This is a genomic window from Streptomyces sp. SLBN-31, from assembly GCF_006715395.1.
Taxonomy (GTDB): Bacteria; Actinomycetota; Actinomycetes; order Streptomycetales; family Streptomycetaceae; genus Streptomyces.
This window is the reverse complement of sequence record NZ_VFNC01000002.1, coordinates 212,793-223,919: the sequence shown is the minus strand read 5'-3', so window position 1 is coordinate 223,919 and position 11,127 is coordinate 212,793. Positions and strand designations below refer to the sequence as shown.

Genomic DNA, 11,127 nt, shown 5'->3' with positions numbered 1-11,127 from the left:
TCCCCGTCCAGGACCGCCCCTGCCTGCTACCTGATGCCTGTTGTCTCAGGCGAGGGTGACCTCGACCGGCAGCTTCTTGATGCCGTTGACGAAGTTGGAGCGCACGCGCGGGACGTCGCCGGCCAGGCGGATGTCCGCCAGGCGGGGGATCAGCTCCTCGAACATGATGCGGATCTCGGTGCGGGCCAGCAGGTTGCCCAGGCACAGGTGCGGGCTGCCCTTGCCGAAGGTGACGTGGTCGTTGTCCTGCCGGGTGACGTCGAAGTCGTAGGGATTGCCGAAGACGTCCTCGTCGCGGTTGCCTGAGGCGAACCACATGACGACCTTGTCGCCCTCCTTGATGTGCTTGCCGCCGAGTTCGACATCCCGGGTCGCGGTGCGGCGGAAGTGGTAGACGGGCGAGGCCCAGCGCAGGAACTCCTCGACGGCCCCAGGGATCAGGGACGGGTCGTCCCTGAGGCGGGCGAGCTGCTCCGGGTGTTGCAGGAGGGCGAGCATGGAGTGCGTGATGGTGTGCCGGGTGGTCTCGTTGCCGGCGACCACCAGGAGCAGGAAGTAGTTGTCGAAGTCCTGCGGGGAGAGTGGGACTCCGTCGCGCGGGGTCTCGTTGACGAGCCGGGAGATGAGGTCGGTGCCGTTGCCGCCGCGCCGCCGGCGGGCCAGTTCCCGTCCGTAGGCGAAGACTTCGAGGGAGGCGGGGGAGCGGAAGGGCAGGTCGCGGTACTGCTCGCTCTCCGCGCTGTGCAGCAGGACGTCGGCGTAGTCGGGGTCGGTGTTGCCGATGATCCGGTTGCCCCAGTCGATGAGTTGCTGGTTGTCCTCCGGAGGCACGTCCAGCAGGCGGGCCAGGACGTTGATCGGGAAGTCGGCGGAGACCTCCTTGACGAAGTCGAAGGTGCCCTTGGTGAGTGCCGCGTCGAGGGTGGTGGCGGTCAGGCCGCGCAGGAAGTCGGCGTAGCTGTTGATGACGCTCGCGCCGAACTGCCGCTGAAGCAGACTGCGCAGGGCGCGGTGACGGATACCGTCCAGCTCCAGGATGGAGGCGCGCTTCTTGATCTGGTCGTCGTCCACCTCTTCCAGGTTGACGAACTTCATGGAGGTGAAGGTCTCGGCGTCGCGGTCGACACGGGCGATGTCGGCATGCCGGGTCACGGCCCAGAAACCGGAGTTGGGGGCCTCCTCGGGCTGCCAGTGGACGGGGTCCTCGTGGCGGAGGGTGTGGAACATCCGCCAGGGGGTGACACCGTCGGTGAAGTTGTCGAGGTTCGCGAGGTCGACGTGGGCCAGGGGCAGTGGCTCGCGCACGGCGTCGGCCTGGGGCGGGGTGGTGGTGGTCATGCGGTGGGTCTCCTCAGCGTCATGGTGGGGCCGGCGTCACAGGTGGTGGGCGTACTCACGGGTGGCGGGCGTACTCACAGGTGGTAGGCGTACTCGGTGAACTCCCAGTCGGTGACGTGTCGTTGGAAGCGCGCGACCTCGTCACGCTTGTACGCGAGGTAGGAAGTGGTGAAGTCCTTGCCGAGCACCTCGGTCAGTGCCGTGTCGGCTTCCAGGGCGTCGAGGGCGGCGGGCAGGGACATCGGCAGGACGGGGGATTTCGTGGTGTCGTAGCCGTAGCCCTGCAGGGGGGCGGGAGGTTCCTCGCCGGCCAGGGTGCCCAGCAGGGCGGCCGCGATGGTGCCGGCGATGAGCAGGTAGGGGTTGGCGCTCGCGTCGCCCAGGCGCAGTTCGAGGCGGGAGCCGGAGCCGCGTTCGGGAGGGATGCGGACCATGGCGCTGCGGTTGTCCAGGCCCCAGTCGATCAGCCAGGGGGCGAGGGTGTCGGGGCCGAAGCGTTTGTAAGAGTTGATCGTCGGGTTGGCGAGTGCGGCCAGCGCCGGGGCGTGGGCCAGGACGCCGGCTGTGGCATGGCGTGCGGTGGCGGACAGGCCGTAGGGGGCGGAGGGGTCCGCGAAGGCGTTGGTGCCGTGCTCGTCCAGGCAGGAGAGATGGAGGTGGAAGCCGGAGCCGCCGGCACCGTTGAAGGGCTTGGCCATGAAGGTGGCGAGGCGGCCCTCCTTGCGGGCGAGCTCCTTGACCGCCGCCTTGAAGCGGAAGGCGCGGTCGGCGGCCGTCATGGCGTCGGAGTGGGTCAGGTTGATCTCGAACTGCGCGCCGTCGAACTCGTGGTTGCCGCTGGTGACGCCGATGTTCATGGCGTGCAGCCGGCGCAGGGTGCGCAGCAGGTGGTTGTCGTCGTCGGCGCGCAGGCCCGCGGTGTAGACGACGCCCTCGGCGTTGTTGTACCTGCGCCATCCGGTCGGGGTGTCCGCGGCCGCGTCGCACAGGAAGTACTCCAGCTCGGGGCCGACGACGGGGCGCAGGCCGTGCTCGGCGCACCGGTCGAGGACGGCGCGCAGGAGGTCGCGCGGTGACTCCGGTGCCGGCCGCCCGGTGGCCGGGTCGGTGACGTCGCCCAGGCAGGTGGCGACGCCGGGTTCCCACGGCAGGGCGGTCAGTGTGTCGAGGTCGGGGCGTACGCAGATGTCGGGCAGGCCCGCGTCGAGTCCGCCGGAGACGGGGACGACGTCGCCCTGGGGGCTGGTGTGGTAGACGGCGCGGCAGAAGGCGAGGCCGTGGTCGCAGGCCGAGGGCAGGTGGTCCAGCAGGACGTCCCGGGCCCGTTCGGTGCCGATGAGGTCGGGATAGGTCACCCGGACCACGTCGATGCCCTCGGCTGCCAGGCGTTCCATGTGCCGGCGGACGGGCGGGGTGTCGGATGCGCTCACCGGTGTCTCCTCGGGGGGAAGGGGGCGCCTCCCAGGGCTCTGGGCGCTGGGGGAGAAAGGGGAGGGTGAGGGCGGCCGCGCACTGCGGGAAGGCAGGAGGCCGCTCTGTTTGGTGCCAAACGGTAGGGAGGTTCGTCACCTCCCCGCAAGGGTGTCGACGCAAAAATTTATCCACATGGATAGCTATTGACCAGAGGTCCCCGGCTTTCTATGTTGTTTGAAGCCAAACGAGTTGGGGCGCGGCGACATCCGCACCCTTTGGCCGGGGCCCGGCCCCCGAGCGGTCCGGGCCCCTTTTCTTCTCTCTCTTCCTTCCCTCCCTGACGCCCCCCCTCAGTACCAGGAGGACCGGCCATGAAGGTCGTCGTCGACATGAACAAGTGCCAGGACCACGGCCAGTGCGTCTTCGCAGCCCCCGACGTCTTCCGCTTCGACGACGACGGCCGCCTGGCCTACGTGCCCGACCCCGACGACGCACTGCGCGACGAAGTCGAAGAAGCCGCCGACGTCTGTCCGCTGCAGGCCATCCGGATCGAGGACTGAGCCGTGAGCGCACCCATCGTCGTGGCCGGCGCCTCCATGGCCGGCCTGCGCGCCGCCGAGCAGTTGCGCGCCGCCGGCTGGACCGGACCGATCACCCTGGTCGGCGACGAGCCGCACATGCCCTACAACCGGCCGCCGCTGTCCAAGGAGGTGCTGGCGGGCAAGGCCTCCTTCGAGTCGCTCGCCTTCCGCCCCCGGGCCGCCTGCGCCGACGTCGAGTGGCGGCTGGGGACCAAGGCCGTCCGCGCCGACCTCGACCGGCGGATCGTCGAACTCGACGACGGCGAGGCTCTGCCGTACGGCGGACTCGTCGTCGCCACCGGCATGCGTCCCCGGCGGTTGCGCTGCCCCGGGCCCGCCACCGGCCGGCACACCGTGCGGACGCTGGCCGACGCCCGGCACCTGCGCGAGGCGCTGACCGGGCCGGGCGTCCGTGTGGTCGTGGTCGGGGCGGGCTTCATCGGCTGCGAGGTGGCCGCCACCGCCGTGGCCCTCGGCGCCGCCGAGGTCACCGTGGTCGACCCGCTGCCGCTGCCGATGGTCGGCCCGCTCGGCGAACTGCTCGCCCAGGCGCTGCGCGACCGCCATGAGCAGCGGGGCGTCCGCTTCGCCCTCGGCGCCGGCGTGAGCGGCTTCGAAGGCGACGACCGGGTCACCGGAGTGGTCCTGGCCGACGGCACCGTGCTCGCCGCGGACGTCGTCGTCGAGTCCGTCGGCTCCGTCGCCAACACCGAATGGCTCGATGGCAACGGCCTCGACCTGACCGACGGTGTCCTCACCGACGAGCACCTCCGGGTCGGCGGCCGCCCCGATGTGATCGCCGTCGGCGACGTCGCCCGCTTCCCCAACGCCCGCTACGACGACGTACCGCGCCGCGTCGAGCACTGGTCCATCCCCACGGACACGGCCAAGCACGCCGCCCGCGTCCTCGCCGCCCACCTGAACGGCACCGAGGCCGGCCTCGCGCCGTTCGCTCCGCTGCCGACGTTCTGGAGCGACCAGCACGACTTCCGGCTCCAGTCCTTCGGTGCCCCCGCTCTCGGCAAGGAGGACGTGCGCGTCCTGGAGGGCGACCTCGGCGGGGACGTCCTGGTCGGCTACCACGCCACCGGCCGGCTCGTAGGTGTCGTCGCCCTCGGCGGTCAGGCCGCAGCAGCCGCCGCAGCCCGCCACCGCGCCGAACTGCTCAAGCAGCCCGCCCTCACCGCGTAACGCTCCGCGCAACCCCGTAAGGAATCCCAGTGACCCGTGTCCGTGGATACTTCCACCCCAAGACCGCGACGGGTGCCTCGTCGCTGATCCCCTCCCCGCCGTGGCGTTACTCCGGTGATTTGCTCACCATCGAGTACCGCACCGACCCCGCCCGCGTACGGGAGCTGCTGCCCGAGCCGCTCCAGCTCGCCGACGAGGACCCCGGCGCGGTGGCGCTGATCTGGGCCGACTGGCAGTCCTGCTCCGCCTCCGGCGACGAACTGCTGGACCCGGTGCTCGCCCAGTACAAGGAGGCCTTCGCGGTCGTCCGCTGCAAGTACAAGGGACAGACCTACTCCCGCTGCGTCCACATCTGGGTCGACAAGGACTTCGCGATCGCCCGCGGACTGCACCAGGGCTACCCCAAGAAGCTCGGCTCCATCCACCAGACCCGCCCGCACCCCTACGGGCCCGCCCCGCGCGTCGAGGCCGGCGCCCGCTTCGGCGCCACCCTCGCCGCCGCCGACCGCCGCCTGGCCCAGGCGGTCGTCACCCTGCGCGAGCCGTCCGAGACCAACGGCTTCGTCAACGGCCACCCCATGGCCCACCACCGCTGGCTGCCCTCCATCGAAAAGGGCAAGGGCCTCGCCCTCGACGAGCTCATCGAGTCCGGCGCCGCCTCCTTCGAGGGCGGACAGCCCTGGGCGGGCGATGCCGAACTGGAGCTGTTCGAGGCGCCCACGGAGGAGCTGGCCCGCCTGGAGATCCGCGAGCCGATCGCCGCCTACTACCGCCAGGTCGGCGTGGTCTGGGACGGCGGACGCCTGCTGGAGTCCGGCACGTCCGGCGCCGAGTGAACCCGCCCCCACGACTTCCAGGAGCCCCGCGACCATGAGCGCACACCTCACCACCGTCGCCGGCGTCGCCGTCGACACCCGGCACTTCATCGGCGGCGAGCGCGTCGCCTCCGCCGAGACCTTCACCGACGTCTCACCCATCGACGGCAGCACCCTCGGCGAGATCTCCCGGGGAACCGCGACGGAGGCGGCCGCGGCCGTCGCCGCCGCCAAGGCCGCCTTCCCCGGCTGGGCCGCCACCCCCCGCGCCGAGCGCGCCCGCATCCTCCACGCCATCGCCGACGGCGTGGAGAAGCGCCTCGAAGAGCTGGCCATCGTCGAGACCACCGACAACGGCGCCCTGCTGCGCTCGCACCGCCGTGGCGTCATGCCCCGCGTCGCCCACAACTTCCGCTTCTTCGCCGACTGGCTGCTGACACTGGGGCACGAGGACTTCGACACTCGTGGGCACACCAACCACGTCAGCTGGGACCCGGCCGGCCCCTGCGTGCTGATCACCCCGTGGAACGCGCCGCTGATGCTGGCCACCTGGAAGGTCGCCCCCGCGCTGGCGGCGGGCAACACGGTGATCCTGAAGCCCGCGGAATGGACACCGCTCACCGCCTCGCTGCTCGCCGACATCGCGACCGAGGCGGGTCTGCCCGCCGGCGTCCTGAACGTGGTCCAGGGCTACGGCTCCGAGATCGGGGATGCCCTCACCTCGCACCCCGACGTGCGGCGCATCAGCTTCACCGGCTCCGTACCGACCGCCCAGCGCATCTCCGCCTCGGCGGCCGCCCACCTGACGCCCCTGAGCCTGGAGCTGGGCGGCAAGTCCCCGCTGCTGGTCTTCGCCGACGCCGACCTCGACCTGGCCGTCGACCTCGCCGTCGAGCAGTACGACAACGCCGGCCAGGTGTGCCTGGCCGCGACCCGCATCCTCGTCGAGGAGACGGTCGCCGACGAGTTCACCCGACGATTCATCGACAAAGCGACCTGCCTCAAGCAGGGCGATCCCCGTGACGAGGCCACCGACATCGGCCCCAACATCCACCCCCGCCAGCTGGAGAAGATCGACGGCTTCGTGCAGCGGGCCCTCGCGGCCGGCGCCCGCGCGGTCATCGGCGGCCGGCGCGGGGACGGCCAGTACTACGCGCCGACCCTGCTCACGGACGTGGCGCAGGACAGCGAGATCGTCCAGGAAGAGGTCTTCGGCCCCGTCCTGACCCTCCAGACGTTCACCACCGAGGACGAGGCCGTCCGGCTCGCCAACGACACCCGCTTCGGCCTGGCGGCCACCGTCGCCACCGGCGACCCCGAGCGTGCCGAACGGGTCACCGCACAACTGGTCGCGGGCACCGTCTGGGTCAACTGCTTCTTCGTCCGCGACCTCCAGGCCCCCTTCGGCGGCTCCCGCCACTCCGGCGTAGGCCGCGAGGGCGGCACCTGGAGCTTCGACTTCTACTGCGACCTCAAGAACACCGTCACCGCGCCGAAGGGATGGAAGGACCATGGGTGAGATCGTCGGGGCGGGCCTGCTCGCCCACGTCCCCACCATCGTGCTGCCGGAGGCGGACCGGCTCGAGCTGAACGAGGGCAAGGAGATCACCCTCGTCACCGGCCTGCGCCAGCTGCGCCAGGACGTCTTCGAACGCGACGACTACGACACCGTCGTCGTCCTCGACTCCCACTGGGCCACCACCGTCGAGTTCGTCGTCACCGCACAGGACCGGCGGGCCGGCCTGTTCACCTCCGAGGAACTGCCGCGCGGCATGAGCCGCATGCCGTACGACTTCCCCGGCGACCCCGAACTCGCCCACAACATCGCCTCGTTCGCCGACCGGCACGGCACCTGGATCACCGCGATCGACGACGCGTACCTGCCGATCTACTACGCCACCATCAACCTGTGGAAGTACCTCGGCGAGGGCCTGCCCGACAAGCGCTGGGTGACCATCGGCGTCTGCCAGACCGGCGACATGGAGGACCACCTGCGCCTGGGCCGCGCGCTCGCCGACGGCATCGCCGCCACCCCCGGCCGCCGGGTGCTGCTCATCGCTTCCGGCGCCCTGTCGCACACCTTCTGGCCGCTGCGCGAGCTGCGCGACCATGAGGCCAGCGACCCGGCGCACATCTTCACCCCCGAGGCACGCGAGGCGGACTTCGAGCGCATCGCCTGGTTCAAGGAGGGCCGCCACGACAAGGTCCTCGACACCATGGACGAGTTCTGGAAGTACAAGCCCGAGGCGAAGTTCTTCCACTACCTGATGATGGCCGGCGCCCTCGGCGAGCACGCCTGCACCGCCAGGGCCCGCCAGTACGGCGCGTACGAGAACTCCATCGGCACCGGCCAGGTCCACCTGTGGTTCGACCGCCCGGCCGACGGCTGGACCGGCCACGGACCGGCGGCGCCGGCCGCGCCAAACAGGCACCCCGCACCTCGCACCCCGCACAGCCGCGCCTAGCCGACGCCGCCCAGCCCCCGTAGGAAGGCTCCTGCCATGCCCGAGTACCGCCGCATCCTCCTCGACGGCGCTGTCGTCGAGACCGTCCGGGACGGTGACGAACTCATCGCCGGAGACGGCCGCCGCGTCAAGATCGACGACGCGCACCACCTGCCGCCGGTCGTCCCCTCCAAGGTCATCGCCGTTCACCTCAACCACCGCAGCCGGGTCGACGAGTTCCGGATCGGCTTGCCGGACACCCCGACCTACTTCCACAAGCCCACCTCCTCCCTCAACTCCCACCAGGGCGCGATCGTGCGTCCCGAGGACTGCAAGTGGCTCAACTACGAGGGCGAGGTCGCCATCGTCATCGGCAGGATCGCGCGGAACATCGCCCCGGCCGAGGCGGGGGAGTACATCGCCGGTTACACGATCGCCAACGACTACGGTCTGCACGACTTCCGCGACACCGACGCCGGCTCGATGCTCCGCGTCAAGGGCTCCGACACGCTGTGCCCCCTCGGCCCGGGCCTGGTGACCGACTGGGACTTCCACGGCAAGCGACTGCGCACCTACGTCAACGGCGAGGTGGTCCAGGACGGCTCCACCGACGAGATGACCTGGGACATGCACTACCTCGTCGCCGACATCGCCCGCACGATCACCCTGTACCCCGGCGACGTCCTGCTGTCCGGCACCCCGGCCAACTCCCGGCCCGTCCAACCCGGCGACGTCGTCGAGGTCGAGGTCGACGGCCTGGGCCGGCTCACCAACCACATCGTCACCGGGCCCACCGCCATCCGCTCCGACGTCGGCGCACAGCCCACCGAGTCCGAGGAGGTGCTCTCCACCGCGCTCGGCGGCGACTGGGAGTTCCGCGGTATCCGCCCTCCCCGGCGCTGACGGAAGGCCCGCCGGTAGGGTCGTCGGCATGACCGACTCCGTCGAGCCCGCAGGTGAGCGCCGTACCCGCAAACGTGTGACGCACTACGGGGCGGGGCGGGCCGCGTTGCTGGACGCCGCCGTACGCGTGGTGGCCCGGGGCGGCCTGCGCAAGCTCACCTACCGGGCCGTCGCCGAAGAGGCCGGGGTCACCCACGGGCTGGTCGTGCACCACTTCGGCTCGCGGGACGCGCTGATCGAGGAGGCCGTCACCCACGCCATCCGCACCTCGCTGAGCAGCAGCGCCCTCGACATCGGCACCGGCAGACCCTCCGACTTCGCCACCGGCCTGACGGAGATGGTCGAATCCGGTCCCGAACTGCAGGCGTTCCAGTACGAGCTGCTGCTGGAGGCGCGACGCAGGCCCGAGCTGTTGCCGCACCTGCGCAGCCTGTACGAGGAGTACTTCGAGGCGACCCGGCGTGAGCTGTCGCGCATGCTGCCGGGAACGGTGGAACGTGGCACGTCGCGGCTCGTCTTCGCGGCGCTGGAGGGGCTGGTACTGCACCAGCTCGTCTTCGGTGAGCGTGAGGTCACCGAAGAGGCGCTGAAGGAGTTGCGGACCCTGCTGGAGGGGCTGGCGGAGGACCGGGCCGAGGGCTGATCCGCGCTGCGTGGACGTCTTTGGTCGTGGGCCGATGTCTGGGCTGTTCCGACGACCTGGTCGGGTGCCGGGGTCCGCGTTGTCCGGACACCCAAAATTTGGGCCGGCGCCCGTGCGGCCGGTCGTCGCCGGTTGAGGCGCTGTAAGAATTCGGCGAGCGGCGGGATTCCCTGCTCCCACCCCCTTGTCAAACGGATAGTTCGGCCCCAGGATGAGGCAACTCGTTTGGCCTGAAACGATCCTCCCCCTCTCTGGCAGGTGATCCGAGTGGACAGTCAGACGGCCTCCGCGGAGCGGACCGTACGGGACGCCCCCACTTCAGCCACACTCAAGCCCAACGCCCTGGGCGTCCTGGGCATCCTCTTCTTCGTTCTGTCCGGTCAGGCCCCGCTGACCGGAATCGCCGGCGCTGCCCCGATCTCGATCGCCATCGGCAACGGATCCGGTACACCGGCCGCCTACGTGGTGGCCGGGGCCGTGATCCTCCTCTTCTCCGTGGGATTCGTCGCCATGGGGCGCCACGTCGTGGACGCCGGTGCCTTCTACACCTACATCGGCGCGGGCCTCGGCCGGACGGCCGGCGCGGGCAGCGCGAGCGTCGCCCTGTTCGCGTACTGCGTCATCCAGGCGGCGATGTACGGCCTGTACGGCTCGATCGTCAGCGGCCTCGTCGCCGCCCACACCGGGATCCACCTGGGGTGGTGGGTGTACGCCCTGGTCACGATGGCGGTTGTCCAGGCACTGGGTGCCGCCGGTATCGAGATGGGCGCCAAGATCCTCGCAGTCTTCGTCCTCGCCGAGTTCAGCATCCTGCTGGTCTTCGCCCTCGTCACCCTGTTCAAGGGCGGCGGCCCTGAAGGACTCGGCGCCGCCGACAGCTTCTCCCCGTCGGCGGCACTCCAGGGCGCGCCCGGAGTCGCCGTGATGTTCGCCGTGGCGTCGATGTTCGGCTTCGAGGCCACCGCAATCTACGGCGAAGAGGCCAAGGAGCCGAAGAAGACCGTTCCGCGGGCCACCTATCTGTCGGTGGTCGTGGTCACCGGCTTCTTCGCCCTCACTTCCTGGATGCTCATCTCCGCCTACGGCGCCTCGCAGGCACCGGGTGCGGCGGGCAAGGCGCTGGCCGCCGGGGACTCCGCCGGCTTCGTCTTCGCCCCCATCGCCGACCAGTTCGGCGGCTGGGTCAGCGACGTCCTGCCCGTTCTGCTGGCCACCTCCCTGTTCGCCGGCATCCTGACCTTCCACAACTCCGCCAACCGCTACCTGTTCTCCCTCAGCCGTGACGGTCAGATTCCCGCGGGTCTGTGCCGCCTCAACACCCGGCACGCTCCCTGGATCGCCGGCTGTGTCCAGACCCTGATCGCCGCCGTCCTCGTCGTACCGTTCGCGCTGGCCGGCAAGGACCCGGTGCTGACGCTGTTCTCCTGGTTCAGCGGCCTGGCCGTCCTGGCGATGATGCTGCTCTACCTTCTGACCTCGGTGTCGGTCGTGGTGTTCTTCCGCCGCCGGCGCACGGACTCCCGCACCTGGAACACCCTCGTCGCACCGGTGCTCGGCGCACTCGGCCTCGCGGGCGCGATCTGGCTCATCCTCGCCAACTTCACCACCCTGATCGGCGGCGAGACGAGCACCGCCGTGTGGCTGGTCATCACCGTGCCCGTCGTCATGGCGCTCGGCGTGCTCAACGAACGCATGCGCCGCCGACGAGCCGCACCTCTGACGACTTGACCTTCCCCCCTCGGCGCGCGCCCGTACCTCGCACGGGCGCGCGCCCGCGGGTAGGCCCTCTTCCTCTTTGT

The 11,127-nt window shown here is 70.6% G+C and carries 10 protein-coding genes; 8 read left to right on the top strand and 2 right to left on the bottom strand.

All coding sequences use genetic code 11. The annotated features are described in order from the left end of the window. Positions 1–45: 45 nt before the first annotated feature. The gene (locus FBY22_RS20830; RefSeq protein ID WP_142148155.1) at positions 46–1,338 is read right to left on the bottom strand and encodes a cytochrome P450; all 1,293 of its coding nucleotides are present in this window, start codon (positions 1,336–1,338) and stop codon (positions 46–48) included. A gap of 74 nt (positions 1,339–1,412) precedes the next feature. Beyond that, positions 1,413–2,768, bottom strand: coding sequence for a glutamine synthetase family protein (locus tag FBY22_RS20825; RefSeq protein ID WP_142148153.1), 1,356 nt, complete (start codon positions 2,766–2,768; stop codon positions 1,413–1,415). A gap of 354 nt (positions 2,769–3,122) precedes the next feature. Between FBY22_RS20825 and FBY22_RS20820 the strand changes: the two genes are divergently transcribed. The 8 genes from FBY22_RS20820 (at position 3,123) to FBY22_RS20785 (ending at position 11,056) form a co-directional block, all read left to right on the top strand. Then, entirely contained in the window at positions 3,123–3,311 is a 189-nt protein-coding gene (locus FBY22_RS20820) for a ferredoxin (protein WP_142148151.1), read from the top strand. A 3-nt stretch (positions 3,312–3,314) separates the two neighbouring features. Beyond that, a complete protein-coding gene (locus FBY22_RS20815; protein WP_142148149.1) occupies positions 3,315–4,523 on the top strand; it encodes an NAD(P)/FAD-dependent oxidoreductase in 1,209 nt (402 codons plus the stop codon). Positions 4,524–4,552: 29 nt separating this feature from the next. Continuing rightward, positions 4,553–5,359, top strand: coding sequence for an acetoacetate decarboxylase family protein (locus FBY22_RS20810; protein ID WP_142148147.1), 807 nt, complete (start codon positions 4,553–4,555; stop codon positions 5,357–5,359). A gap of 34 nt (positions 5,360–5,393) precedes the next feature. Next, positions 5,394–6,857 (top strand): aldehyde dehydrogenase, encoded by a 1,464-nt coding sequence (locus FBY22_RS20805; protein ID WP_142148145.1) that lies wholly within the window; start codon positions 5,394–5,396, stop codon positions 6,855–6,857. After that, a complete protein-coding gene (locus FBY22_RS20800) occupies positions 6,850–7,803 on the top strand; it encodes a 3,4-dihydroxyphenylacetate 2,3-dioxygenase (RefSeq protein WP_142148143.1) in 954 nt (317 codons plus the stop codon). Before FBY22_RS20805 ends, FBY22_RS20800 begins: the two co-directional genes overlap by 8 nt. Before the next feature lie 36 nt (positions 7,804–7,839). Further along, positions 7,840–8,685 carry a fumarylacetoacetate hydrolase family protein gene (locus FBY22_RS20795; protein ID WP_142148141.1) on the top strand — a complete coding sequence of 282 codons (846 nt, stop codon included), beginning with the start codon at positions 7,840–7,842 and terminating at the stop codon, positions 8,683–8,685. A 28-nt stretch (positions 8,686–8,713) separates the two neighbouring features. Next, the gene (locus FBY22_RS20790) at positions 8,714–9,328 is read left to right on the top strand and encodes a TetR/AcrR family transcriptional regulator (RefSeq protein ID WP_142148139.1); all 615 of its coding nucleotides are present in this window, start codon (positions 8,714–8,716) and stop codon (positions 9,326–9,328) included. A gap of 267 nt (positions 9,329–9,595) precedes the next feature. Beyond that, positions 9,596–11,056 (top strand): APC family permease, encoded by a 1,461-nt coding sequence (locus FBY22_RS20785; protein ID WP_142148137.1) that lies wholly within the window; start codon positions 9,596–9,598, stop codon positions 11,054–11,056. Positions 11,057–11,127 lie beyond the last annotated feature (71 nt).

Coding starts and splice junctions, on each gene's coding strand:
- FBY22_RS20830 (WP_142148155.1), bottom strand. CDS start 1,338: ATGACCACCACCACCCCGCCCCAGGCCGACGCCGTGCGCGAGCCACTG.
- FBY22_RS20820 (WP_142148151.1), top strand. CDS start 3,123: ATGAAGGTCGTCGTCGACATGAACAAGTGCCAGGACCACGGCCAGTGC.
- FBY22_RS20805 (WP_142148145.1), top strand. CDS start 5,394: ATGAGCGCACACCTCACCACCGTCGCCGGCGTCGCCGTCGACACCCGG.
- FBY22_RS20800 (WP_142148143.1), top strand. CDS start 6,850: ATGGGTGAGATCGTCGGGGCGGGCCTGCTCGCCCACGTCCCCACCATC.
- FBY22_RS20795 (WP_142148141.1), top strand. CDS start 7,840: ATGCCCGAGTACCGCCGCATCCTCCTCGACGGCGCTGTCGTCGAGACC.
- FBY22_RS20790 (WP_142148139.1), top strand. CDS start 8,714: ATGACCGACTCCGTCGAGCCCGCAGGTGAGCGCCGTACCCGCAAACGT.